This is a genomic window from Streptomyces sp. NPDC005017, from assembly GCF_042873115.1.
Lineage (GTDB): Bacteria > Actinomycetota > Actinomycetes > Streptomycetales > Streptomycetaceae > Streptomyces.
In genome coordinates, this window is sequence record NZ_JBIALD010000001.1 from 296306 (window position 1) to 320009 (window position 23704).

The following is a 23704-nucleotide window of genomic DNA, read 5'->3' on the forward strand; positions in this document are numbered from 1 at the left end:
AATCGAGACCGTCGCGGCCTTGTCCGACCGCTGATCAGAGGCTAGCTTCTCTGCACGTAGAAAGCGCTTGCTGCATGCGCTTGCTGTGATGGCTCGGCAGATGACGGATGCGCGCGGGCATGGACACCCCGGCGTTCCGCGGGCCTCGCGCCCCCGCCGTCCGGGCGATCCGGCAGGCCCGTGCGACGCCGACGAAGGGAACGACGTGACACGCAAGACGGTGCGTATCGCCATGAACGGGGTGACCGGGCGCATGGGCCACCGCCAGCACCTGGTCCGCTCCGTCCTGGCACTGCGCGAGCAGGGCGGACTCGACCTCGGCGACGGCACCGTGCTGTGGCCCGAGCCGGTCCTGGTCGGCCGCCGCGAGCACGCGCTGAGGGCGCTGGCCGAGCGCCACGGCCTGGACCCGCGGCTCGTCTCGACCGACCTGGACGCCGTCCTCGCCGACGACGCCGTGGAGATCTACTTCGACGCCCAGGTCACCTCCGCCCGTGAGGAGGCGATCAGGAAGGCGATCGCCGCGGGCAAGCACGTCTACACCGAGAAGCCCACCGCCACCGGCCTGGCCGGCGCCCTCGAACTGGCCCGGCTGGCGCGGGAGAAGGGCATCAGACACGGCGTCGTCCAGGACAAGCTGTTCCTGCCGGGCCTGCTGAAGCTGAAGCGGCTGATCGACGGCGGCTTCTTCGGCCGCGTCCTGTCCGTGCGCGGGGAGTTCGGCTACTGGGTCTTCGAGGGCGACTGGCAGAACGCCCAGCGCCCGAGCTGGAACTACCGGACCGAGGACGGCGGCGGCATCGTCGTCGACATGTTCCCGCACTGGGAGTACGTCCTGCACGAGCTGTTCGGCCGCGTCACCTCCGTGCAGGCCCTCACCGCCACGCACGTCCCGCAGCGCTGGGACGAGGACGGCAAGCCCTACGACGCCACCGCCGACGACGCCGCGTACGGGATCTTCGAGCTAGAGGGCGGCGCCGTCGCGCAGATCAACTCCTCCTGGGCGGTGCGCGTGAACCGCGACGAGCTGGTCGAGTTCCAGGTCGACGGCACCGAGGGCTCGGCCGTCGCCGGGCTGCGCACCTGCCGCGTCCAGCACCGCTCCGCGACCCCCAAGCCGGTGTGGAACCCGGACATCCCCGCCACCGAGGCCTTCCGCGGCCAGTGGCAGGAGGTCCCGGACAACCAGGACTTCGACAACGGCTTCAAGGCCCAGTGGGAGCTGTTCCTCCGCCACGTCCACACCGACGCCCCCTACCACTGGGACCTGCTGGCCGGCGCCCGCGGCGTCCAGCTCGCCGAACTGGGGCTGAGGTCCTCGGCCGAGGGCCGCCGCCTCGACGTACCGGAGATCGCGCTGTGAGCATCCGGCTGCCCGACGCCACGGGCGCCCTGCGCCTCTACGAGCCGCGCGCCGAGCCTCTCACCGTGCGCCCCGGCCCGCCGCTCGCCTCCCGTACGGTCCTCTCCGCGGCGCATGTCGTCGCCGACCCGTACGCCGACACCACGCCCGACTCGCCCGCCGCCGTCGACTGGGACGCCACGCTCGCCTTCCGCCGCCATCTGTGGGCGAACGGGCTCGGGGTGGCCGAGGCGATGGACACCGCCCAGCGAGGGATGGGCCTCGAGTGGGCGGGCGCGGCCGGGCTCATCCGCCGCAGCGCCGCCGAGGCCAGGGCGTGCGGCGGCCGCATCGCCTGCGGCGTGGGCACCGACCAGCTCGCCGCGGGCACCCTCGCCGAGGTCCGCGCGGCCTACGAGGAGCAGCTCGCGGTCGTCGAGGAGAGCGGGGCGCAGGCGATCCTGATGGCCTCCCGCGCGCTCACCGCCGCCGCGGCCGGACCCGAGGACTACCTGGAGGTCTACGGCCACCTCCTCCGGCAGGCCGCCGAGCCGGTGATCCTGCACTGGCTCGGCCCGATGTTCGACCCGGCGCTGGAGGGCTACTGGGGCTCGACGGACCTGGACGCGGCGACCGCCACGTTCCTGGAGGTCGTCGCCGCCCACCCGGAGAAGGTCGACGGCGTCAAGGTCTCGCTGCTGGACGCGCGGCGGGAGGTCGACCTGCGCCGGCGCCTCCCGGACGGGGTGCGCTGCTACACCGGCGACGACTTCCACTACCCCGAGCTGATCGCGGGCGACGAGAAGGGCTTCAGCCACGCCCTGCTCGGCATCTTCGACCCGCTGGGCCCGCTGGCGGCCGAGGCGGTCCGGGTGCTGGACACGGGGGACGTCGCGGGCTTCCGTGAACTGCTGGATCCCACCGTCGAGTTGTCCCGGCACCTCTTCCGGGCCCCGACCCGCTTCTACAAGACGGGCGTGGTGTTCCTCGCCTGGCTGGCCGGCCACCAGACGCACTTCACCATGGTCGGCGGCCTCCAGTCGGCCCGCTCCCTGCCCCACCTCGCCCGCGCCTACGAACTCGCCGACTCCCTGGGCTTGTTCCCCGACCCGAAGCTCGCCGAGGAGCGGATGAAATGCCTGCTGGCCGTGCAGGGGGTGGAGCAGTGAGCGGCCTGACGCGGTTCTCCGTCAACCAGATGACGGTCAGACAGCTGTCCCTCCCCGAACTCACCGCCGCCTGCCTGGAACTGGGCGTCGGGAACGTCGGCCTGTGGCGCGAACCCGTCCAGGAGTACGGGACCGAGGCCACGGCGAAGCTCGTGCGTGACGCCGGGCTGACCGTCACGACCCTGTGCCGGGGCGGCTTCCTGACGGCGGTCGACCCGGCGGAGCGGTCCCGTGCCCTGGACGACAACCGCCGCGCGGTGGACGAGGCGGCCGTCCTGGGCACGGACACGCTCGTCCTGGTCTCCGGCGGACTGCCGTCCGGGTCGACAGACCTGCGCGGTGCGCGCGAGCGGATCGCCGAGGCACTCGCGGAACTGGGGCCGTACGCCGAACAGCACGGCGTACGCCTGGCCGTCGAGCCGCTGCACCCCATGTACGCGGCCGACCGCTGTGTCGTCTCCACCCTCGGGCAGGCCCTCGACCTCGCCGAACGGTTCCCCGCCCGGCAGGTGGGCGTCGCCGTGGACACGTACCACGTCTGGTGGGACGACACCGCGCCCGCGCAGATCGCCCGCGCGGGCGCGGCCGGCCGTATCCACACCTTCCAGCTCGCCGACTGGACCACCCCGCTGCCGCACGGCGTGCTCACCGGCCGGGGGCAGCTCGGGGACGGTTCGATCGACATGCGCGAGTGGCTCGGACACGTCGAGAGGGCCGGGTACACCGGCCCGGTCGAGGTCGAGCTGTTCAACGACGGGCTCTGGGCGCGGGACGGCCGCGAGGTCCTCGCGGAGACGGCCGAACGCTTCGTACGCCATGTGACCGGCTGAACCGGCCGGTACCGCAGCGGAGTTCAGCGCACCGGTCGTCCCCGTCCGTCTCCGAGCCGCGGGCGGCCGCGTCCAGGACCGTGCCGAGGTCGCGGACGAACGCCGCCCGCTCCAGAAAGGTGAACCGGCTCGGTGCGGTACTCGTCCACCAGCACGGCCACGCCCCCGACGCGTACCGCACGGCTACCGCTTGAGCACGCGCCATCCCAAGGACGCGGCCCGGTGAGGGTCCCGGCGGTCTCCGTGCAACCATTCGCCGTCATCGGGTGTCGTAGAGGGCGTCAGGACTCTTGGGGGGAAGATCTGGGGGGATCTGCGGGGGTTCTGAAAGGGGAGGGAGAGCAGAGGGGCGTGCCCGGCCGACACCAGGCCCGGCACGCCCCTTACGCTGCGGGGATGACCGAACCGCCGCACGAAGCCGTCCGGGAACTCGTCGAGGCCGCCGCGCGGGTGGCGCGCACCCGCTGCCGGGGAGACAACCACACCATGGCGGCCGCGGCCCGCGCCCGCGACGGCCGGATCGTCACCGCGGTGAACGCCTACCACTTCACCGGCGGCCCCTGCGCCGAACTGGTCCTCATCGGCACGGCGGCCGCCCAGGGCGTCTACGAACTGGACACGATCGTGGCCGTGGGCGACCGCGAGAGGGGAGTCGTTCCCCCGTGCGGGCGGTGCCGCCAGGTGCTGCTCGACTACTTCCCCTCGCTCCGGGTCGTCGTGGAGGAGGGAGGGGAACCCCGTGCCGTCCCCGTCGGGGACCTGCTGCCCGCCACCTACGTCTGGGCCGACCACCAGCTCGACACCTGAGCACGCCGCCCGTGCCCGAGCCCGCCCGGTCGGGGAAGGCGCGTGTCGCTGTCACACCCCACCGGTAACGTCGGACCATGCCCAACGACACGGCGAACCCCAACGGCGAGCGGCGCCTCGCCGTCCTCGAAGGCGTGTTGGAGAGGATCACCTACGCCAACGAGGAGAACGGCTACACGGTCGCGCGGGTCGACACCGGCCGGGGCGCCGGTGATCTGCTGACCGTCGTCGGCGCGCTGCTCGGCGCCCAGGTGGGGGAGTCGCTGCGGATGGAGGGCCGCTGGGGCTCGCACCCCCAGTACGGCAAGCAGTTCACCGTGGAGAACTACACGACCGTGCTGCCGGCCACGGTGCAGGGCATCCGCCGCTACCTCGGCTCCGGCCTGGTCAAGGGGATCGGGCCGGTCTTCGCCGACCGCATCACCCAGCACTTCGGCACGGACACGCTGAGGATCATCGAGGAGGAGCCCCAGCGGCTCGTCGAGGTGCCGGGACTCGGGCCGAAGCGCACCAGGAAGATCGCCGACGCGTGGGAGGAACAGAAGGCGATCAAGGAGGTCATGCTGTTCCTCCAGACGGTCGAGGTGTCGACGTCGATCGCCGTGCGCATCTACAAGAAGTACGAGGACGCCTCGATCGCGGTGGTGAAGGAGCAGCCCTACCGCCTCGCCGCCGACGTCTGGGGCATCGGCTTCCTCACCGCCGACAAGATCGCCCAGTCCGTCGGCATCCCGCACGACAGCCCCGAGCGCGTCAAGGCGGGCCTCCAGTACGCGCTGTCGCAGTCGGCGGACCAGGGCCACTGCTATCTGCCCGAGGAGCGGCTGATCGCGGACGCCGTGAAGCTGCTCCAGGTGGACACCGGCCTGGTCATCGAGTGCCTCGCGGAACTGGCCGAGCCCGGCCCGGACGGGGAGGAGCCCGGTGTCGTACGCGAGAAGGTGCCCGGCCAGGACCCCGACGCCGGACCGGTCACCGCGATCTACCTCGTCCCCTTCCACCGCGCCGAACTCTCCCTGTCCGCCCAGCTCCTGAGGCTGCTGCGCACCGGCGAGGACCGTATGCCCGGCTTCCGGGACGTCGACTGGGACAAGGCGCTCGCCTGGCTGAGGACCCGCACCGGCGCGGAACTCGCCCCCGAGCAGGAGGCGGCGGTGCGGCTCGCCCTGAGCGAGAAGGTCGCCGTGCTCACGGGCGGGCCGGGCTGCGGCAAGTCGTTCACGGTGCGCTCCGTCGTCGAACTGGCCCGCGCGAAGAAGGCCAAGGTGCTGCTCGCCGCTCCGACCGGCCGCGCGGCCAAGCGGCTGGCCGAACTGACCGGGGCCGAGGCGTCCACGGTCCACCGGCTGCTCGAACTCAAGCCCGGCGGGGACGCCGCCTACGACCGGGAACGACCGCTGGACGCCGACCTCGTGGTGGTGGACGAGGCGTCGATGCTGGATCTGCTGCTGGCCAACAAGCTGGTGAAGGCCGTGCCGCCGGGCGCGCATCTGCTCTTCGTCGGGGACGTCGACCAGCTGCCGAGCGTCGGGGCGGGGGAGGTGCTGCGCGACCTTCTCGCGGAGGGCGGTCCGGTTCCGGCCGTGCGGCTCACCCGGGTGTTCCGGCAGGCGCAGCAGTCGGGGGTCGTCACCAACGCGCACCGCATCAACGCCGGGCAGCATCCGGTCACCGACGGCATGAAGGACTTCTTCCTCTTCGTCGAGGACGACACCGAGGAGGCCGGCCGGCTCACCGTGGACGTGGCGGCACGGCGTATCCCGGCCAGGTTCGGTCTCGACCCGCGCCGGGACGTGCAGGTGCTGGCACCGATGCACCGGGGACCCGCGGGGGCGGGCACCCTCAACGGGCTGCTCCAGCAGGCCGTCACCCCGGGGCGCCCCGACCTGCCGGAGAAGCGGTTCGGCGGGCGTGTCTTCCGCGTGGGGGACAAGGTCACGCAGATCCGCAACAATTATGACAAGGGGAGGAACGGTGTCTTCAACGGCACCGTGGGCGTGGTCACCTCGCTCGATCCGGTGGAGCAGCGCCTCACGGTGCTGACGGACGAGGACGAGGAGGTCCCCTACGAGTTCGACGAACTGGACGAACTGGCCCACGCGTACGCCGTCACCATTCACCGCTCCCAGGGGAGTGAATATCCCGCCGTGGTGATCCCCGTCACCACGGGAGCATGGATGATGCTTCAGCGGAACCTGCTGTACACGGCGGTCACCCGGGCGAAACAGCTGGTCGTGCTGGTCGGTTCGCGCCGGGCGATAGCCCAGGCGGTGCGCACGGTGTCGGCCGGCCGGCGCTGCACGGCGCTGGACTTCAGGCTCGCGGGCGGCTGACCGCGGAACCGGCCGGGGAGTCGTCCGCGCCGCCCGGATCCGCCCAAAAGCACGCCGCGTCCTCCTTGCGGCGAAAAATGATCGATCAAACGAGTCGCGAAGGTCACAGAGCACTTCCCGTGGCCCGACGGAGGGGGCAGGATGGGCAAGTTGGCGGCACTCAGTGCCGCCGATAAGCCCAATGGTCGACCCCGAGTGCACTCTCCTGCGCCAAATGGGGGATGGTAGAGACAGTCAGGGCACCTCGAAGATGAGGCACAAGTCGGTGAGGGAAGACGTGAGCGACAACTCTGTAGTACTGCGGTACAACGGCGACGAGTACACCTACCCGGTGATCGACAGCACCGTCGGGGACAAGGGCTTCGACATCGGGAAGCTGCGTGCCCAGACCGGTCTGGTGACCCTGGACAGCGGCTACGGCAACACCGCCGCCTATAAATCCGCCGTCACCTACCTGGACGGCGAGGCGGGGATCCTGCGGTACCGCGGTTACCCGATCGAGCAGCTCGCCGAGCGCTCCACCTTCCTGGAGGTGGCGTACCTGCTGATCAACGGCGAGCTGCCGACCGTCGACGAGCTCACCGTGTTCAAGAACGACATCACGCAGCACACCCTGCTGCACGAGGACGTCAAGAACTTCTACCGGGGCTTCCCGCGCGACGCGCACCCGATGGCGATGCTGTCCTCGGTGGTCTCGGCCCTGTCCACGTTCTACCAGGACAGCCACAACCCGTTCGACGAGCAGCAGCGCAACCTCTCCACGATCCGTCTGCTCGCCAAGCTTCCGACGATCGCGGCCTACGCCTACAAGAAGTCGGTCGGCCACCCGTTCGTCTACCCGCGCAACGACCTCGGCTACGTCGAGAACTTCCTGCGCATGACGTTCTCCGTCCCGGCCCAGGACTACGAGCTCGACCCCGTCGTCGTCTCGGCCCTGGACAAGCTCCTGATCCTGCACGCGGACCACGAGCAGAACTGTTCGACGTCGACGGTCCGCCTGGTCGGCTCGTCGCAGGCGAACATGTTCGCCTCCATCTCGGCCGGCATCTCCGCGCTCTGGGGCCCGCTGCACGGCGGTGCCAACCAGTCCGTCCTGGAGATGCTGGAGGGCATCCAGGCCTCCGGCGGCGACGTCGACTCCTTCATCCGCAAGGTGAAGAACAAGGAGGACGGCGTCCGTCTGATGGGCTTCGGCCACCGGGTCTACAAGAACTTCGACCCGCGCGCCAAGATCATCAAGGCCGCCGCGCACGACGTCCTCTCGGCCCTCGGCAAGTCCGACGAGCTGCTGGACATCGCCCTGAAGCTGGAGGAGCACGCGCTCTCCGATGACTACTTCGTCTCGCGCAGCCTCTACCCGAACGTCGACTTCTACACCGGCCTCATCTACCGGGCCATGGGCTTCCCGACCGAGATGTTCACGGTCCTCTTCGCCCTCGGCCGCCTGCCGGGCTGGATCGCCCAGTGGCACGAGATGATCAAGGAGCCGGGCTCCCGCATCGGCCGCCCGCGCCAGATCTACACCGGTGTGGTCGAGCGTGACTTCGTCCCCGTCGAGGAGCGCTGACGCTTCCGCGTCGAGGCGTAGAGCCGCAGCTTTCCAGGCCCCGCCCCGTTTCCCGGGCGCGGGGCCTTGTCGTGTGCGGGGCCCGCTGGGGGCGTGGGGAAGCGGAAGGGGCGTGCGGGACGCGCCCGATGGCACCCGGCGAAGAAGGCGCTCGGAGAAGCGGAAGGCAGCGGCTGGCGCCTGGAGCAGCAGAAGGTGCTCCGGGAAGCGGAAGGCGCCCGGAAAAGCGGAAGGCGCCCCGGCGCCGGTCCCCCCACGGGCCGACGACCAGGGCGCCTTCCCAGTCCCGGTGCGGATTCCCCCCACGGGATCCGGCCGGGCGCTTGTGAGGACACAGCGCCTGAATCGCTGTCGAGTCGAGCAGGGCGGACGGACACGCCCGCGGCTGCTCCGGTTCGGGTGCGGTCTGCCGGGACAACGCACACGCTGGGAGGGCCGCTCAAAGCTTCCCGGTGTGCGTGGCCCCGGCAACGCAATCACTGAGGCCGTCCCCCAAGACAGCCTCAGATGCCAGTCGGCGCCCCCCAAGACGCCTTCCGACATCGCCAACTTAGACCTTCGAACCCCTTCGATGGTTACGTTCACATCACTGTGATCTGCGTCTCTTGCAAATGTCCCGTTGTATGCGCAAGAGGTCCGTTCGGAGAACGATGCCCCAGCGTAAGGAAGATGCGCGAGACTTGTGAAGAGCTTATGTGAGGGCCGCCCCGGACTCCAGACCGCCCCCGGGTTTCGCGGCACGGAACGTCCGCAGCCGGAGGCTGTTGGTGACGACGAAGACCGACGAGAAGGCCATCGCGGCGCCCGCGATCATCGGGTTGAGCAGACCCGCGGCGGCCAGCGGCAGCGCCGCCACGTTGTAGCCGAAGGCCCACAGGAGATTGCCCTTGATGGTGGCGAGGGTGCGCCGCGCGAGCCGTATCGCGTCCGCGGCCACCAGCAGATCCCCGCGCACCAGCGTCAGATCGCCCGCCTCGATCGCCGCGTCGGTGCCCGTGCCCATCGCCAGCCCCAGGTCGGCGGCGGCCAGCGCGGCCGCGTCGTTCACACCGTCCCCGACCATGGCGACCACGCGCCCCTCGGCCTGGAGCCGCCGTACGGCGTCCACCTTGTCCTCGGGCAGCACCTCGGCGACCACCTGCTCGATCCCGACCTCGCGGGCCACGGCCTCGGCGACCGCCCGGTTGTCCCCGGTGAGCAGCACCGGCGTGAGTCCCAGGCCGCGCAGCGCCCGCACCGCCTCGGCGCTGGTGTCCTTCACGGTGTCGGCGACCGAGAGAACGCCCAGGGCCACCCCGTCCCAGCCGGCCGGCACGGCCGTACGGCCGCCGCTCTCGGCTTCCCGGAGGGCCCGGGCCACGTCGTCCGGGACCACGTCGAACAGCCGGCCCACGGCCACCTCGCGGCCCTCCACCCGTCCGCGCACGCCCCGCCCGGGCACGTTCTCGAAGCCCTCGACCGCGGGCAGCGGGCCGACCCGCTCCTCGGCCCCGGCGGCGACGGCCCGCGCGACCGGGTGCTCGGAGGCGTGCTCCAGGGCGCCCGCGAGCCGCAGCAGCTCCTTCTCGTCGACGCCCTCGGCGGCGTACACCTCGCGCAGGGTCATCCGGCCGGTGGTGACCGTGCCGGTCTTGTCGAGCACGACCGTGTCGACGCGGCGGGTGGACTCCAGCACCTCGGGGCCCTTGATGAGGATGCCGAGCTGGGCACCGCGCCCGGTGCCGACCAGCAGCGCGGTCGGCGTGGCCAGGCCCAGCGCGCACGGACAGGCGATGATCAGAACGGCGACGGCCGCGGTGAACGCGGCGGTGGTGTCGCCCGTCGCGCCGAGCCACAGCCCGAAGGTCGCGGTCGCCACCAGCAGCACCACCGGCACGAACACCGCGGAGACCCGGTCGGCGAGCCGCTGCACGGCGGCCTTGCCGCTCTGCGCCTCCTCCACCAGCCTCGCCATCCGCGCGAGCCGGGTGTCGGCCCCGACCCGGGTGGCCCGGACGACGAGCCGGCCCCCGGCGTTGACGGTCGCGCCGGTCACCGCGTCCCCGGGCGCCACGTCGACCGGCACGGACTCGCCGGTGAGCATGGACGCGTCGACGGCGCAGGCGCCCTCGGTGACGACGCCGTCGGTGGCGATCTTCTCGCCGGGCCGTACGACGAACAGGTCGCCGACGGCCAGCGTGCCGACCGGCACCCGCACCTCGCGGCCGTCCCGCAGCACGGACACGTCCTTGGCGCCCAGCTCCAGCAGTGCGCGCAGGGCCGCCCCGGCGCGCCGTTTCGCGCGGGCCTCCAGATATCTGCCGAGCAGCAGGAAGGCGGTCACCCCGGCGGCGACCTCCAGATAGATCGTGGAGGAGGCGTCCGCGCGGGAGACGGTGAGGTCGAAGCCGTGCCGCATGCCGGGCATGCCCGCGTCGCCCAGGAACAGCGCCCACAGCGACCAGCCGAACGCGGCGAGCGTGCCGAGCGACACCAGGGTGTCCATGGTGGACGCGCCGTGCCGGACGTTGGTCCAGGCGGCCCGGTGGAAGGGCAGCCCGCCCCAGACGACGACGGGCGCGGCGAGGGTGAGGGACAGCCACTGCCAGTTGTCGAACTGGAGCGCCGGGACCATCGCGAGCAGGACCACGGGCGCCGCGAGCACGGCGGAGACGGCCAGCCGCTGCCGCAGCGCCGCCGACTCGGGCTCGTCCCGCGCGGGTTCGCCGGACTCCTCCTCGGGGGCGGGCGGGGCGGGCTCCTCGGCCGTGTAGCCCGTCTTCACGACGGTGGCGATCAGGTCGGCCACCCCGACGCCCTCGGGGTAGCTGATCCGGGCCTTCTCGGTGGCGTAGTTGACCGTCGCGGTCACGCCCTCCATCCGGTTGAGCTTCTTCTCGATGCGGTTCGCGCAGGCCGCGCAGGTCATCCCGCCGATCAGCAGCTCGACCTCGGCCGGGGCCGGGGGTGCCTGGGGGGTGCTGGTCATCGCCGTACTCCAGAAAAGAAGACCGGGCCGTACCGGGCCAGTATCGGCGGCCCGGTACGGCCCGTGACGCGCAGGGGGCTCAGGCGCGGCCGGTCAGCTCGTAACCGGCCTCGTCGACGGCGGCGCGCACGGCCTCCTCGTCCAGCGCGGCGGCGGAGACCACGGTGACCTCACCGGCGGAGGCGACGGCCTGCACCGAGGTGACGCCGGGGATCTGGGAGAGCTCGGCGGAGACGGCGCCCTCGCAGTGGCCGCAGCTCATGCCGCTGACCTTGTAGACGGCGGTGACGGTGTCGGTCTGGGCGGTCATCTCGTTACTCCTCGTCGAGGCGTATGGGGCTGATGCGGTCCACGGTGGCTCCCGCACTCCCCACTGTATACCCCTAGGGGGTACTTCTCCAAGGGAGGTCCCGACGCGCCAGCGAGCGCGCCCACAGCAGCCCCGCCATCGCCACGACGGCCAGCCCCGCGACCGAGAACACGGTGAACATGTGCTGCTGCGCCTCGGTCGGCCGCGGCAGATACCCCTCGGAGAACAGATCCCGCCGTACGCCGATGTCGGTCAGCCGGGACACCAGCCAGAGCGCGACGCCGTGCGCGGAGTCCCACAGCGCGTGCAGCAGCGAGACGCCGAGCCAGGTGCCCCACACCGGCGCGTCGAACCGGAAACGCCCGTCCGTGCGGCGGTGCGCCAGCAGCACGGCACCGGCGATCGCCGTCCACAGCCCGTGCCCGAAGGGGGCGAGCACCCCGCGCAGGATCTCCGTCTCCAGCAGCGCCCTGAGATCCACGCCCTCGGTGGACACGGCCGCGCTGAAGGCGTAGCCCGCGCTCTCCAGGGCCGCGAAGCCGACGCCCACACTCGCGCCCAGCACCAGACCGGCCCGGGTCCCGCGGATCCGCGGCCGGCCGCGCAGCACGAACACCAGCGCGCCGAGCTTCGCCGCCTCCCCGGCCAGGGCGACCCCGGCGAACATCCCCAGCGACGGATGCAGCAGGTGGTACTCCATCAGCGAGGCGCCCAGCGCGCCGAGGACCCCGCCGGCCAGGAAGCAGCCGAGGACCGTTCCCGCGCCCAGGTCGCGGCCGTGCGTCTCGTAGGCCCACAGCACGAAGACGACCGGCACCAGGAAGCTGCCCAGCAGGATCAGCGTGGGCAGCGGGGCGGTGCTCCGCGTCCCGTACGTCACCGCTGCGGTCAGCACCCACAGCGCCAGCCCGCCCCAGAGGCAGCGCCGCCACAGGCCGCGGCGGACCCGCATGTCGTCCGGCGGATGCTGGGGGCCGGGGATGCGGGCGCGCGGTGTGCCGGGCGGCGGGGAGTGGCTCACGGGCGGGGTCCCCTCGTACTCCTGAAGCTCGGACAGGGCGGTTTGTCCGCACTTTATGTGGGGTGGACCTTTGGTGCAGTACGAGGGTTCCGGCGACGCCTCGCGGGGGCACGCCCTTCCGGAGATCCGCCGGAAAGGCCCTATCGTTCGCCGCGGGAAGCGGCGAGGGGTGACGTATGCGAGCGGTGGTGTTCGAGCGGTTCGGCGAGCCGGCCGAGGTGCGCGAGGTGGCCGATCCGCGTCCGGCGGAGCACGGGGTCATGGTGCGCGTCGAGGCGACCGGCCTGTGCCGCAGCGACTGGCACGGCTGGATGGGCCACGACCCGGACATCGTCCTGCCGCACGTGCCCGGCCATGAACTCGCCGGGGTGGTCGAGGCGACCGGATCACGCGTGACCCGCTGGCGCCCCGGCGACCGGGCGACCGTTCCCTTCGTGTGCGGCTGCGGCACCTGCCCCTCGTGCGCGGCGGGCGACCACCAGGTGTGCGAGCGCCAGACCCAGCCGGGCTTCACGCACTGGGGCTCCTTCGCGCAGTACGTCGCCCTCGACCACGCCGACGTCAACCTCGTCGCGATCCCCGACGGGCTGTCGTACGCCACCGCCGCCTCGCTCGGCTGCCGGTTCGCCACCGCGTTCCGGGCGGTCGTGCAGCAGGGCCGCCTCGCGGCGGGGGAGTGGGTCGCGGTGCACGGCTGCGGCGGGGTCGGGCTGTCCGCGGTGATGATCGCGGCGGCCTCGGGCGCCCGGGTCGTCGCCGTGGACGTCTCGCCGCGCGCCCTGGAACTGGCCCGCGGCTTCGGGGCGGCGCACGTCCTGGACGCCTCGCGGGTCGTCGGCACCGCCGACGCCGTGCGTGAGCTGACCGGCGGCGGGGCCCATCTCTCCCTGGACGCCCTGGGTTCGCCCGTCACCTGTGCCGCCTCGGTGGAGAGCCTGCGTCGGCGGGGCCGGCACGTGCAGGTCGGTCTGCTGCCCTCGGCCGACGGCACGACCCCCGTCCCCATGGCCCGCGTCATCGCCCTCGAACTGGAACTCCTCGGCAGCCACGGCATGGCCGCCCACACCTACCCGGCGATGCTGGAGGCGGTGCGCGCGGGCGTGCTGCGGCCCGACCTGCTGGTGACGTCGGCCATCGGCCTGGACGCCGTACCCGCGGCCCTCGCCGGGCTGGGCACGGCGCCGGGGGCCGGGGTGACGGTCATCGAGCCGTGGCGTTGAGGGCCGCCCACTCGGGCGCGAGCAGCGCCATCCGGGTGGCGTCGACCCACTCCTCGCCCAGCCGTACCGCCTGCCGGTCGACGCCCTCGGCCACGAAACCGGCCTTCTCGTAGACGTGCCTGGCCCTCGGGTTGTGGGCCAGGACGTGCAGGGACACGCGGTGCAGACCGAGCTGCCCGAAGGCATGGCCGACGATCAGCCGGACGGCCTCCGTGCCGAGGCCGCGGCCCCGGCCGCCGGGGCCGATCAGGATGCGGAAGTTGCAGCTGCGGTTGTGCTCGTCCCACTCGTTGAGGACGGCCTCGCCGACGAGCTCGCCGCTCGCCCGGTCGACGATGCCGAGGTCGAGCCGGTCGCCCTGCTCGTTGCGGCTGCCGTACCAGGCGCGCAGCCGGTCCGGGTCGAACTCCTCCACGGGGCTGCCGGTCAGGAGCAGCACCTCGGGGTCGGCGAGGATGCGCGCCATCACCGGCACGTCGTCCCGCGTGAAGGGCCGCAGGGCGGCTCGTTCGCCGGTCAGCACCGGCTTGATCGAGAAGTCCATGCACCGCACTGTGCCCCACCGCCGGGGCGGGGCACAGCCCGTTTTTCCTCGTCAGTCGGTCCGGCGCCCCCGGTTTCCGGGCCGGGAGGCGACCCAGCTGCGGACGGTGTCCGGGTACCAGTACGGTTTGCCGCCCTCCACGTGGTCGGGTGGCGGCAGCAGTCCGTGCTTGCGGTACGAGCGCACGGTGTCCGGCTGCACCCGGATGTGCGCCGCGATCTCCTTGTAGGACCACAGCCGTCGGTCGGTCATGTGTCGCACCTCCCTGCGCGGTGCGCCACGGCCCGGCCGGGGGGCGGCCGTCGGGGGAGCCGTGGCGCGGTGCTGGCGATCACCAGGCCTGTGCCTCGTGAACGACGCTCCGTTACAGAGAGAAAGCGGCTGTGGACCTTGTGTGACGCGAAACCCGCGTATCCGGGACATGTGTGACAAGAGAGTGACGTCCGTGACGGAGGTGACGCATCGGATCGCACCGGACCCGCCCGGCGGCGGGGACGACTGTGCTAGAGCGGCCCGGCGCCGCCGCGCCCCGCCCGGTGACCCGGCGGTCTGGCGACCCGGTACCGCCCACCCCCCGTCCCCGCCCGGTGACCCGGTGCCCCGGTGACCCGGTGCCCCGGTGGCCCGGTGGCCCGGCCCCGCCCGGTGACCTGGTGGCCCGGTGGCCCGGTGGCCCAGGGGCCCGGTGACCCAGGGGCCCGGGGACCCAGGGACCCAGGGGCCCGGGGACCCAGGGACCCGGCGGACCAGAGGGCCCTAGGCCCCGCAGGACCTCAGGAACGCCCGGGTCCGGCGGGCGATCGGCAGCGGGCGGTCCGGCTCGCACGGGTACATGTCCTGCTCGACGATCGCGAACAGATCGACGTCCAGCTTCCGGGCCGCCTCCAGGACGGGCCCCAGCGCGGGCACCCCCGCCGGCGGCTCGCACATGACGCCGCGGGCGACGGCCGGCCCGAACGGCGTGCCCCGCTCGCGCACCTCGGCCAGGATCTCCGGGTCCACCTGCTTGAGGTGGAGATAGCCGATCCGCTCGCCGTAGGTCTCGATCAGCCGGACGCTGTCGCCGCCGCAGTAGGCGTAGTGACCGGTGTCCAGGCACAGCGAGACCAGGGAGGGGTCGGTGCCGTCGAGGAAACGGGCGACGTTCCGCTCGGTGTCGATGTGGGTGTCGGCGTGCGGGTGGACGACGATCGTGAGCCCGTACCGCTCGCGCACCTCACGCCCGAGCCGCTCGGTCAGCGAGGTCAGGTTCCGCCACTGCTCCGGCGTGAGGGTGTCCGGCTCCAGCACCTCGCCGGTCTTGTCGTCCCGCCAGAAGGAGGGGATGACCACCAGGTGCCGGGCTCCCACGGCCTGGGCCAGCGCCGCGTTGTCGGCGACATGCGCCCAGGTCCTCTCCCAGACGGCCGGGCCGTGGTGCAGGCCCGTGAAGACCGTGCCGGCCGACACCTTCAGGCCGCGCCGCGCGGTCTCCTCGGCGAGCACGGCCGGGTCGGTGGGCAGATACCCGTACGGCCCCAGCTCGATCCACTCGTACCCGGCCCGCGCGACCTCGTCGAGGAAGCGCCGCCAGGGCACCTGACGGGGGTCGTCGGCGAACCACACGCCCCAGGAGTCGGGCGCCGAACCGATGCGGATGCGGGACAGTGAGGTGGGGAGCGACTGCGCCGGCGTCGTCGTCATGGGCGCCAGCGTGCGGGCCGCCGGAAGGGGTGTCAAGGGCTGGTCCGAATGTCCGGACAAAACATTGACAGGGTTGCCGCGAGCGGACTACAAACCGTCTGGGGAAACCCGTCCGTGAGCCGGCCCGACGCACGAAGGGAACTCGATGGCGTACGACCTGATCACCATGGGGCGGATCGGCGTGGACCTCTACCCGCTCCAGACGGGTGTGCCCCTGGCGCAGGTGACGACCTTCGGCAAGTTCCTCGGCGGCTCCGCGGCCAACGTCGCCGTCGCCGCCGCCCGTCTCGGCCGCCGCACGGCGCTGATCAGCCGCACCGGGGACGACCCCTTCGGCACGTATCTGCACCAGGCGCTGGGCGGGTTCGGCGTGGACGACCGCTTCGTGACGCCGGTGGCCGAGCTGCCCACACCGGTCACCTTCTGCGAGGTGTTCCCGCCGGACGACTTCCCGCTGTACTTCTACCGGCGGCCCAAGGCGCCCGACCTGGAGATCCACGCCGGGGACCTGGACCTCGACGCGATCCGCGACACCCGGGTCTTCTGGGTCACCGGCACCGGCCTCAGCGAGGAGCCGAGCCGTACGGCGACCCTCGCGGCGCTCGCCCACCGCGCCCGGTCGGGCACCACCGTCTTCGACCTCGACTGGCGCCCGATGTTCTGGCGCGACCCCGAGGCCGCCCGCCCCTACTACGCCGAGGCCCTGCGGCACGCGACCGTGGCCGTCGGCAACCTCGACGAGGTGGAGGTCGCCACCGGGCTGCGCGAACCGCACGCCGCGGCACGGGCGTTGCTCGCCGCCGGGGTCCGGCTCGCCGTCGTCAAGCAGGGGCCCAAGGGCGTTCTCGCGGTCGGCGCCGACGGTGAGAGCGCCGAGGTCCCGCCGCTGCCGGTGACCGTCCTCAACGGCCTGGGCGCCGGGGACGCCTTCGGCGGCGCCCTGTGCCACGGTCTGCTCGCGGGCTGGGACCTGGAGACGACCATGCGCCACGCCAACGCCGCCGGCGCGATCGTCGCCTCCCGGCTGGAGTGCTCCTCGGCGATGCCGACGGCGGCCGAGGTGGCGGCGGCGCTGAGCGAGGGAGCGGTGCGGTGAGGGGCGGCCGCGTCGGCAGGACGCACCAGCCGTCCGAGTCGCCTGAGAACGCCCCCGTCCGCCAGCCGTCCGAGGCGTCCGGGAACGCCTCCGCGTACCAGCCGTCCGAGAACGCCTCCGCGTACCAGCCGTCCGAGAACGCCCCCGTCCGCCAGCCGTCCCAGGCGTCCGGGAACGACCCCGCGCGCCAGCCGTCCCAGGCGCCGGACCATGCACCCGTCCACCGGCCCCCGACCACGCCGCGGCACGCGCCCGCCCTCCCAGCCGTGGACGTCGCCGGACTCGTCCGGCTGCGCGCCCACCACCCCGAGGCCGTCGCCGAGGCCGCCGCCCGGCGCCCCCGGCGCCCCCTGGTCGGCGACAGCGGCCGGCTGATGATCATCGCCGCCGACCACCCGGCCCGCGGCGCCCTCGGCGCCGGCGGCGACGGGCTCGCCATGGCCGACCGCGCCGGTCTGCTCGCCCGGCTGGTCCTCGCCCTGTCGCGGCCCGGTGTCGACGGGGTCCTCGCCAGCGCCGACGTCCTCGACGACCTGCTGCTGCTCGGCGCCCTCGACCACAAGGTCGTCATGGGCTCGATGAACCGCGGCGGACTGCAGGGAGCCCGCTTCGAGCTGGACGACCGCTTCACCGGACACCGCCCCGAGGACCTCGAACGGCTCGGCTTCGACGCGGGCAAGCTGCTGCTGCGCATCGACTACGAGGACCCGGGCTCGCTCGCCACCCTGGAGACGGCCGCGCGCGCCGTCGACGCCATGGCCGCGCGCCGACTCCCCGTGTTCGTCGAGCCGTTCATCAGCCGTCGCGACCCCGACGGACGGCTGCGCAACGATCTGTCGGCCGACGCCGTCACCCGGTCCCTGGCCATCGCCTCGGGTCTGGGCGGCAGTTCGGCGTACACCTGGCTGAAGGTCCCGGTCACCGAGGACCCCGGCCGCATGGCCCGGGTCATGGAGACCACCACCCTCCCGGCCGTGCTGCTCGGCGGAGACGTGGCAGGCTCCGCCGAGGAGCAGTCCGGGGCCTACGAGACATGGCGCGCGGCGCTCCGGCTGCCCACCGTGCGCGGCCTGGTCGTGGGCCGTTCGCTGCTCTACCCGGCGGACGGCGACGTGGCCGCCGCCGTGGACACCGCCGTCGGACTGCTGTGAGGGCCGCCATGAGCAAGGAGCTGCACATCCCCCGGGGCGCCAGCGCGCACGGCGCCTACGCCGTCGACATCGACCCCGAACGGGCCGGCTGGACCCGCAGCAGTCTGCGTGTGCTCGAACTCGCGGCGGGCGACACGCATGTGTTCGACACGGCGGACAGCGAGTGGATCGTGCTGCCGCTCCGTGGCGGCTGTAGCGTCCACACACCGGACGGGGTCATCCGACTCCAGGGCAGGGACAGCGTGTTCGCGTCGGTGACCGACTTCGCGTACGTGCCCCGTGACGCCCGGGTCCAGATCGCCTCCGGCGCGGGAGGCCGCTTCGCCCTGGCAGGAGCGAAGTGCGAGCGACGACTCCCCGCCCGCCACGGCCCCGCGCCGGAGGTTCCCGTCGAAGAGCGCGGCAGCGGTGTCTGCGCCCGCCAGGTACGCAACTTCGCCGCCGCCGACGTCTTCGACTGCGACCGGCTCATCGCCGTCGAGGTGATCACCCCGGGCGGCAACTGGTCGTCGTACCCGCCGCACAAGCACGACGAGCACCGGCCGGGCCGTGAGTCGGAGCTGGAGGAGATCTACTACTTCGAGATCGACGGCCCGCACGGCTTCGGCTACCACCGCGTGTCACCCTCCCGCGAGGGCGGCGCCGACGTCCTCGCCGAGGTCCGCACCGGCGATGCCGTGCTCGTCCCCGACGGCTGGCACGGCCCGTCCGTCGCCCAGCCCGGCCACGCCATGTACTACCTGAACGTCATGGCGGGCCCCGGCGCGACCCGGGAGTGGCGGATCTGCTTCCACCCCGACCACGCGGAGGGATACCGATGACCGTCAGGCTCACCGTCGCGCAGGCACTGGTCCGCTTCCTCGCCGCCCAGTACACCGAGCGCGACGGCGAACGCCGCCGGCTGATCGGCGCGACCTGGGGCGTCTTCGGCCACGGCAACGTCGCCGGGATCGGCCAGGCGCTCGTGGAGCACGCCGAGGTCATGCCGTTCCACCAGGGCCGCAACGAGCAGTCCATGGTGCACGCGGCGGTCGGCTACGCCCGCCAGTCGGGCCGGATGTCCACCCACGCCGTGACCACCTCCATCGGCCCCGGCGCGACCAACCTGGTCACCGGCGCCGCCCTCGCCACGATCAACCACCTCCCGGTGCTGCTCCTGCCCGGCGACGTGTTCGCCGGCCGCCCCGCCGACCCCGTCCTCCAGCAGCTCCAGGTGCCGTACGCGGGCGATGTCTCGGTGAACGACTGCCTGCGCCCGGTGTCCCGGTACTTCGACCGCGTCCACCGGCCGGAGGCGCTGATCCCCGCCCTGCTCCAGGCCGTGCGCGTCCTCACCGACCCCGTCGACACGGGCGCGGTCACCCTGGCCCTGCCGCAGGACGTGCAGGCCGAGGCGTACGACTGGCCGGAGGAGTTCTTCGCGGCCCGCACCTGGGCCGTACGGCGACCGGGGGCCGACCCGGCCGAGCTGGCGGAGGCCGTGCGGATGGTCCGCGCCGCCCGGCGGCCGCTGCTGATCGCGGGCGGCGGGGTCCGCCACAGCCGCGCCGAGGCCGCCCTCGCCGAGTTCGCGCAGGCCACCGGCATCCCGGTCGCCGCCACCCAGTCGGGCAAGGGCGCCCTGCCGTACGACCACCCCCAGGACGTCGGCGGCATCGGCCACACCGGCACCGCCACCGCCGACGCGCTCGCCCGCGGCGCCGACCTGGTGATCGGCGTCGGCACCCGCTACACCGACTTCACCACGGCCTCCGGCACCCTCTTCGCGGACCCGGGCGTCCGCTTCCTCAACCTCAACATCGCCCCCTTCGACGGCCACAAGCAGGCCGGCACCCCGCTGATCGCGGACGCCCGCAGCGGCCTGGCCGAACTCACCGAGGCCCTGGTGATGCACGGTCACCGGGTGCCCGAGGCCTACGTCGCCGGGTACCGCGACGGGAAGGCGGACTGGGAGCGCCGCGTGGACGACTGCTTCACCGCCGCCGACCCCGCAGCCCGCCCCACCCAGGCGCAGGTGCTCGGCGCGCTCGACGCCCTGGTCGACGGCACGGACGTCGTCGTCAACGCGGCCGGCTCGCTCCCGGGCGACCTGCACAAGCTGTGGCGGGCCCGGTCGGCCGACCAGTACCACCTGGAGTACGGGTACTCGTGCATGGGCTACGAGATCCCGGCGGCCATCGGGGTGAAGCTCGCCGCGCCCGAGCGGCCGGTGTGGGCGCTGGTGGGCGACGGGACGTATCTGATGATGCCCACGGAGATCGTCACGGCCGTCCAGGAGGGGATCGCCATCAAGATCCTGCTGGTGCAGAACCACGGCTACGCCTCCATCGGCGGCCTGTCGGAGTCGGTGGGCGCCGAGGGCTTCGGCACCGCCTACCGCTTCCGGGACGCGGACGGCGGCTACCGCGGCGCCCCGCTCCCGGTCGACCTCGCGGCCAACGCGGCCAGCCTCGGCATGCGCGTGCTGCGTGCACGGACCGTCGCCGACCTGCGGACGGCCCTCGCCGAGGCGCGGGCGGCCGACACTCCCACATGTGTCTACGTCGAGACCGAAACGGCAGACACAGTGTCGGGCCCGCCGCCCGCGCAGGCCTGGTGGGATGTTCCTGTGGCCGAGACCGCGACCCGAGCGTCGGCGGTGAGGGCCCGCGAGGAGTACGACCGGCACGTCTCCACCCGACGCCGCCATCTGTGAAGGAGTTCTTGGTCATGACGAAGATCGTCAACCACTGGATCGGCGGCAAGACCGTCGAGGGCGCGTCGGGCAACTTCGGCCCGGTCACCGACCCGGCCACCGGCGCGGTCACCACGAAGGTCGCCTTCGCCTCGGCCGACGAGGTCGACGCCGCCGTACAGGCCGCGAAGGAGGCCTATCTGACCTGGGGCCAGTCCTCGTTGGCCCAGCGCACGTCGATCCTGTTCAAGTTCCGCGCGCTGCTCGACGCCCACCGCGACGACATCGCCGCGCTGATCACCGCCGAGCACGGCAAGGTGCACTCCGACGCCCTCGGCGAGGTGGCCCGCGGCCTGGAGATCGTCGACCTGGCCTGCGGCATCAGCGTGCAGCTCAAGGGAGAGCTGTCGACCCAGGTCGCCAGCCGCGTGGACGTGTCCTCGATCCGCCAGCCGCTCGGCGTGGTCGCGGGCATCACGCCGTTCAACTTCCCGGCGATGGTCCCGATGTGGATGTTCCCGATCGCCATCGCGTGCGGCAACACCTTCGTGCTCAAGCCGTCCGAGAAGGACCCGTCGGCCTCCATGAGGATCGCCGAGCTGCTGGCCGAGGCCGGTCTGCCCGAGGGCGTGTTCAACATCGTGCACGGCGACAAGGTGGCCGTCGACCGGCTCCTCGAGCACCCCGACGTCAAGGCGGTGTCCTTCGTCGGCTCGACCCCGATCGCCCGCTACATCCACACCACGGCCTCGGCGAACGGCAAGCGCGTCCAGGCCCTCGGCGGCGCCAAGAACCACATGCTGGTCCTGCCGGACGCCGACCTGGACGCGGCCGCGGACGCCGCCGTGTCGGCCGCCTACGGCTCGGCGGGCGAGCGCTGCATGGCCATCTCGGCCGTCGTGGCGGTCGGCGCGATCGCCGACACGCTGGTCGACAAGATCCGCGAGCGCGCCGAGAAGATCAAGATCGGTCCCGGCGACGACCCCAGCTCCGAGATGGGCCCCCTGATCACGAAGGTCCACCGCGACAAGGTCGCCTCCTACGTCCAGGGTGCGGCGGCCGAGGGCTGCGAGGTCGTCCTGGACGGTTCGGCGTACACCTATGAAGGCGACGGCTTCGAGGACGGCCACTGGATCGGCATCTCGCTGCTCGACAAGGTGCCCACCACCGCCAAGGCCTACCAGGACGAGATCTTCGGCCCGGTGCTGTGCGTGCTGCGGGTGGACACCTACGAAGACGGCGTGGCCCTGATCAACGCCTCGCCGTTCGGCAACGGCACCGCGGTCTTCACCCGGGACGGCGGCGCGGCCCGCCGCTTCCAGCTGGAGATCGAGGCCGGCATGGTCGGCGTGAACGTGCCGATCCCCGTCCCCGTCGGCTACCACTCCTTCGGCGGCTGGAAGGACTCCCTCTTCGGAGACCACCACATCTACGGCAACGACGGCACGCACTTCTACACCCGCGGCAAGGTCGTCACCACCCGCTGGCCGGACCCCTCCGAGGCCCCGGCGGGCGTGGACCTGGGCTTCCCGCGCAACCACTGAGGTCCCCCTCGGCGGGCCCGGGCGCCCAGGTGCCCGGGCTCAGCCCTGCTGCATGCCCGCGACCTGCTCGGTGAGGTCGCCGGTCTGCGCGGCGGGCGGAGGCGTCACGGTGGCCGTGGCGCCGAACTTCTTGAAGTCCATGGTCACGTCCGCGCTGCCCATGTCCTGCTTCAGCCGGACCGGCAGGTCGTCCCCGCCCACCCAGATGTCCAGGACGACGGTGGTGACGGCGCCCGTCGCCGAGTTGAACGGGTTCTCCTCACCGCTGTAGACGTCCGCGAGTCTGCCCAGCTCCTCCTTGCCGAGCTCGGCGCGGTAGTGCGTCGTCGGCTTGCCGTTGACGGTCTCCTCGCCGAGGTCGGAGACGTTCTTCGCGTACTTCAGGCTGCGCATGGACGCGGCCGGGCTGCCCGTGCCGGCGGAGCCGCTGAGGGCGTCGGCGCCCTTCTCCCCGAAGATCGCCGACGCGTCGATGCTCATCCACTCCTTGCCCGCCAGCGGACCGGAGGGCTGCGGATCGACGTCGTAGTAGTAGACGCCGTCCACGAAGAGCATCCGGGTCGTCGGCGCGTCCTGGAGCGTCTGCATCTGGACGGCCGCGGTGTCCATCTCCACGTCGAAGGCGTAGCCGTCGCCCCAGGAGTACGTGCCGTCCATGCTGACCGGCGTGCCGGTGCCCATGTCGGCGGTCAGGTCGATCTGCGCCGAGCCGAGCTCCTCCGTGCGGTCCGTCGCCCGCGCCAGCGCGGCCATGATCACGTCGGCGTCGCCTACCGCGTCCGCGGCCTGGCGGGCGGTGCCCGCCCCGCACGCCGACGTCGTCACGAGTGCTACGGCCGTGACGCCGGCCCAGGCGGCCGTGTGTCGCAGCTTCATCGGTCCCCACCCCATCGCTGTCTGTCAGTTGTGAACGGCGACTGTATCGAAACCCACTGACAGCCTTGTGGACAAACGGATTTGCTCAGGTGAACTCCCAGGTCAGCACCGTGCAACCGCCGTCCGTCACACCGCCAGCGCTCCGATACGCCGCCAGCGCCACGTCGTTGCCGGTGTCCACCAGCACCCACTGCCCGTAGCAGCCGAGTTCGCGCGCCAGCGCGGTGAGCCGCTCCACCAGCGCCCGGCCGACGCCCCGGCGCCGGTGGGCCTCGTCGACCCCCAGCTCGTACAGCAGCATCTCGGCGCCCTTGTCCGGGTGGACCGTCTCCACCCCGGACACGAAACCGACCGGCTCGGCACCCTCGTAGGCGAGGAAGAGGTGGTGTCCGCCGGCCGCCAGGAAGCGCTCCGCCCACTCGGGGCGCACGGCGTCGTCGAAGAGGTGCTCCGCCGCCTTCAGCTCGGCGGCGCTCGTGGCTCTGCGAATCTCCATAGGTCCGTGTACCACGACCGCTGTACGCCGACGACCCGGTATACGACTCAGGGATGCCGGACAGTTCCGTCTG

General features: G+C 72.5%; 20 protein-coding genes. 12 read left to right on the plus strand and 8 right to left on the minus strand.

Annotation, left to right across the window (positions count from 1 at the left end):
• The first annotated feature begins 205 nt into the window (after positions 1-205).
• From ACFYR0_RS01255 to ACFYR0_RS01280, 6 genes are all read left to right on the plus strand, one after another.
• Positions 206-1363: a Gfo/Idh/MocA family protein gene (locus ACFYR0_RS01255; RefSeq protein ID WP_389320337.1), complete on the plus strand. Its 1158-nt coding sequence runs from the start codon at positions 206-208 to the stop codon at positions 1361-1363.
• A complete protein-coding gene (locus ACFYR0_RS01260) occupies positions 1360-2511 on the plus strand; it encodes a dihydrodipicolinate synthase family protein (protein ID WP_389320340.1) in 1152 nt (383 codons plus the stop codon). The genes ACFYR0_RS01255 and ACFYR0_RS01260 overlap by 4 nt, the downstream gene beginning before the upstream one ends.
• On the plus strand, positions 2478-3341 hold the full coding sequence (locus ACFYR0_RS01265) for a sugar phosphate isomerase/epimerase family protein (protein ID WP_389320343.1): 864 nt from the start codon (positions 2478-2480) through the stop codon (positions 3339-3341). Before ACFYR0_RS01260 ends, ACFYR0_RS01265 begins: the two co-directional genes overlap by 34 nt.
• Before the next feature lie 396 nt (positions 3342-3737).
• Positions 3738-4148, plus strand: coding sequence for a cytidine deaminase (locus tag ACFYR0_RS01270; RefSeq protein WP_389320346.1), 411 nt, complete (start codon positions 3738-3740; stop codon positions 4146-4148).
• 77 nt (positions 4149-4225) lie between these two features.
• On the plus strand, positions 4226-6481 hold the full coding sequence (locus ACFYR0_RS01275; RefSeq protein WP_389320349.1) for an ATP-dependent RecD-like DNA helicase: 2256 nt from the start codon (positions 4226-4228) through the stop codon (positions 6479-6481).
• A gap of 277 nt (positions 6482-6758) precedes the next feature.
• Positions 6759-8048: a citrate synthase gene (locus tag ACFYR0_RS01280; protein WP_386380649.1), complete on the plus strand. Its 1290-nt coding sequence runs from the start codon at positions 6759-6761 to the stop codon at positions 8046-8048.
• A 691-nt stretch (positions 8049-8739) separates the two neighbouring features.
• On the opposite strand, the gene ACFYR0_RS01285 is transcribed toward ACFYR0_RS01280, so the two are convergent.
• The 3 genes from ACFYR0_RS01285 to ACFYR0_RS01295 all read right to left on the minus strand — a co-directional run bounded on the left by ACFYR0_RS01285 (position 8740) and on the right by ACFYR0_RS01295 (position 12347).
• Entirely contained in the window at positions 8740-11016 is a 2277-nt protein-coding gene (locus tag ACFYR0_RS01285; protein WP_389320353.1) for a heavy metal translocating P-type ATPase, read from the minus strand.
• 79 nt (positions 11017-11095) lie between these two features.
• Positions 11096-11326 carry a heavy-metal-associated domain-containing protein gene (locus ACFYR0_RS01290; protein WP_389320356.1) on the minus strand — a complete coding sequence of 77 codons (231 nt, stop codon included), beginning with the start codon at positions 11324-11326 and terminating at the stop codon, positions 11096-11098.
• Between the two features lie 73 nt (positions 11327-11399).
• Positions 11400-12347: a PrsW family intramembrane metalloprotease gene (locus tag ACFYR0_RS01295; RefSeq protein WP_389320358.1), complete on the minus strand. Its 948-nt coding sequence runs from the start codon at positions 12345-12347 to the stop codon at positions 11400-11402.
• 176 nt (positions 12348-12523) lie between these two features.
• Between ACFYR0_RS01295 and ACFYR0_RS01300 the strand changes: the two genes are divergently transcribed.
• The gene (locus tag ACFYR0_RS01300; protein ID WP_389320361.1) at positions 12524-13567 is read left to right on the plus strand and encodes a zinc-dependent alcohol dehydrogenase family protein; all 1044 of its coding nucleotides are present in this window, start codon (positions 12524-12526) and stop codon (positions 13565-13567) included.
• Here ACFYR0_RS01300 and ACFYR0_RS01305 read toward each other — a convergent pair.
• From ACFYR0_RS01305 to ACFYR0_RS01315, 3 genes are all read right to left on the minus strand, one after another.
• Positions 13548-14111: a GNAT family N-acetyltransferase gene (locus ACFYR0_RS01305; protein WP_389320364.1), complete on the minus strand. Its 564-nt coding sequence runs from the start codon at positions 14109-14111 to the stop codon at positions 13548-13550. The two genes, ACFYR0_RS01300 and ACFYR0_RS01305, sit on opposite strands and share 20 nt — an antisense overlap.
• A gap of 51 nt (positions 14112-14162) precedes the next feature.
• Positions 14163-14363, minus strand: coding sequence for a helix-turn-helix transcriptional regulator (locus ACFYR0_RS01310; RefSeq protein WP_386380643.1), 201 nt, complete (start codon positions 14361-14363; stop codon positions 14163-14165).
• 504 nt (positions 14364-14867) lie between these two features.
• Positions 14868-15794, minus strand: a complete 927-nt coding sequence (locus ACFYR0_RS01315; RefSeq protein WP_389320368.1) for a sugar phosphate isomerase/epimerase family protein — start codon at positions 15792-15794, stop codon at positions 14868-14870.
• Positions 15795-15939: 145 nt separating this feature from the next.
• Here ACFYR0_RS01315 and iolC point away from each other — a divergent pair, with 145 nt between their 5' ends.
• From iolC to mmsA, 5 genes are all read left to right on the plus strand, one after another.
• Positions 15940-16890 carry a 5-dehydro-2-deoxygluconokinase gene (gene iolC / locus ACFYR0_RS01320; protein WP_389320371.1) on the plus strand — a complete coding sequence of 317 codons (951 nt, stop codon included), beginning with the start codon at positions 15940-15942 and terminating at the stop codon, positions 16888-16890.
• Positions 16891-17156: 266 nt separating this feature from the next.
• Positions 17157-18041: a deoxyribose-phosphate aldolase gene (locus ACFYR0_RS01325; RefSeq protein ID WP_389321098.1), complete on the plus strand. Its 885-nt coding sequence runs from the start codon at positions 17157-17159 to the stop codon at positions 18039-18041.
• 8 nt (positions 18042-18049) lie between these two features.
• Positions 18050-18862: a 5-deoxy-glucuronate isomerase gene (gene iolB / locus ACFYR0_RS01330; protein ID WP_389320374.1), complete on the plus strand. Its 813-nt coding sequence runs from the start codon at positions 18050-18052 to the stop codon at positions 18860-18862.
• The gene (gene iolD, locus ACFYR0_RS01335; RefSeq protein WP_389320377.1) at positions 18859-20736 is read left to right on the plus strand and encodes a 3D-(3,5/4)-trihydroxycyclohexane-1,2-dione acylhydrolase (decyclizing); all 1878 of its coding nucleotides are present in this window, start codon (positions 18859-18861) and stop codon (positions 20734-20736) included. The genes iolB and iolD overlap by 4 nt, the downstream gene beginning before the upstream one ends.
• A gap of 14 nt (positions 20737-20750) precedes the next feature.
• Positions 20751-22259, plus strand: a complete 1509-nt coding sequence (gene mmsA / locus ACFYR0_RS01340) for a CoA-acylating methylmalonate-semialdehyde dehydrogenase (RefSeq protein WP_389320380.1) — start codon at positions 20751-20753, stop codon at positions 22257-22259.
• Positions 22260-22298: 39 nt separating this feature from the next.
• Here the strand turns inward: mmsA and ACFYR0_RS01345 are convergent, their stop codons facing one another.
• Both ACFYR0_RS01345 and ACFYR0_RS01350 read right to left on the minus strand, forming a co-directional pair.
• Entirely contained in the window at positions 22299-23135 is an 837-nt protein-coding gene (locus tag ACFYR0_RS01345) for a hypothetical protein (RefSeq protein ID WP_389320382.1), read from the minus strand.
• Positions 23136-23220: 85 nt separating this feature from the next.
• Positions 23221-23631: a GNAT family N-acetyltransferase gene (locus ACFYR0_RS01350; RefSeq protein ID WP_389320385.1), complete on the minus strand. Its 411-nt coding sequence runs from the start codon at positions 23629-23631 to the stop codon at positions 23221-23223.
• Between the last annotated feature and the right edge of the window lie 73 nt (positions 23632-23704).

Excerpts from the sequence above, each read along its gene's own strand:
- ACFYR0_RS01265 (WP_389320343.1), top strand. The coding sequence starts at position 2,478 with ATGCCTGCTGGCCGTGCAGGGGGTGGAGCAGTGAGCGGCCTGACGCGG.
- ACFYR0_RS01270 (WP_389320346.1), top strand. The coding sequence starts at position 3,738 with ATGACCGAACCGCCGCACGAAGCCGTCCGGGAACTCGTCGAGGCCGCC.
- ACFYR0_RS01275 (WP_389320349.1), top strand. The coding sequence starts at position 4,226 with ATGCCCAACGACACGGCGAACCCCAACGGCGAGCGGCGCCTCGCCGTC.
- ACFYR0_RS01285 (WP_389320353.1), bottom strand. The coding sequence starts at position 11,016 with ATGACCAGCACCCCCCAGGCACCCCCGGCCCCGGCCGAGGTCGAGCTG.
- ACFYR0_RS01290 (WP_389320356.1), bottom strand. The coding sequence starts at position 11,326 with ATGACCGCCCAGACCGACACCGTCACCGCCGTCTACAAGGTCAGCGGC.
- ACFYR0_RS01300 (WP_389320361.1), top strand. The coding sequence starts at position 12,524 with ATGCGAGCGGTGGTGTTCGAGCGGTTCGGCGAGCCGGCCGAGGTGCGC.
- ACFYR0_RS01305 (WP_389320364.1), bottom strand. The coding sequence starts at position 14,111 with ATGGACTTCTCGATCAAGCCGGTGCTGACCGGCGAACGAGCCGCCCTG.
- ACFYR0_RS01310 (WP_386380643.1), bottom strand. The coding sequence starts at position 14,363 with ATGACCGACCGACGGCTGTGGTCCTACAAGGAGATCGCGGCGCACATC.
- ACFYR0_RS01315 (WP_389320368.1), bottom strand. The coding sequence starts at position 15,794 with ATGACGACGACGCCGGCGCAGTCGCTCCCCACCTCACTGTCCCGCATC.
- iolC (WP_389320371.1), top strand. The coding sequence starts at position 15,940 with ATGGCGTACGACCTGATCACCATGGGGCGGATCGGCGTGGACCTCTAC.
- iolB (WP_389320374.1), top strand. The coding sequence starts at position 18,050 with ATGAGCAAGGAGCTGCACATCCCCCGGGGCGCCAGCGCGCACGGCGCC.
- iolD (WP_389320377.1), top strand. The coding sequence starts at position 18,859 with ATGACCGTCAGGCTCACCGTCGCGCAGGCACTGGTCCGCTTCCTCGCC.
- mmsA (WP_389320380.1), top strand. The coding sequence starts at position 20,751 with ATGACGAAGATCGTCAACCACTGGATCGGCGGCAAGACCGTCGAGGGC.
- ACFYR0_RS01345 (WP_389320382.1), bottom strand. The coding sequence starts at position 23,135 with ATGAAGCTGCGACACACGGCCGCCTGGGCCGGCGTCACGGCCGTAGCA.
- ACFYR0_RS01350 (WP_389320385.1), bottom strand. The coding sequence starts at position 23,631 with ATGGAGATTCGCAGAGCCACGAGCGCCGCCGAGCTGAAGGCGGCGGAG.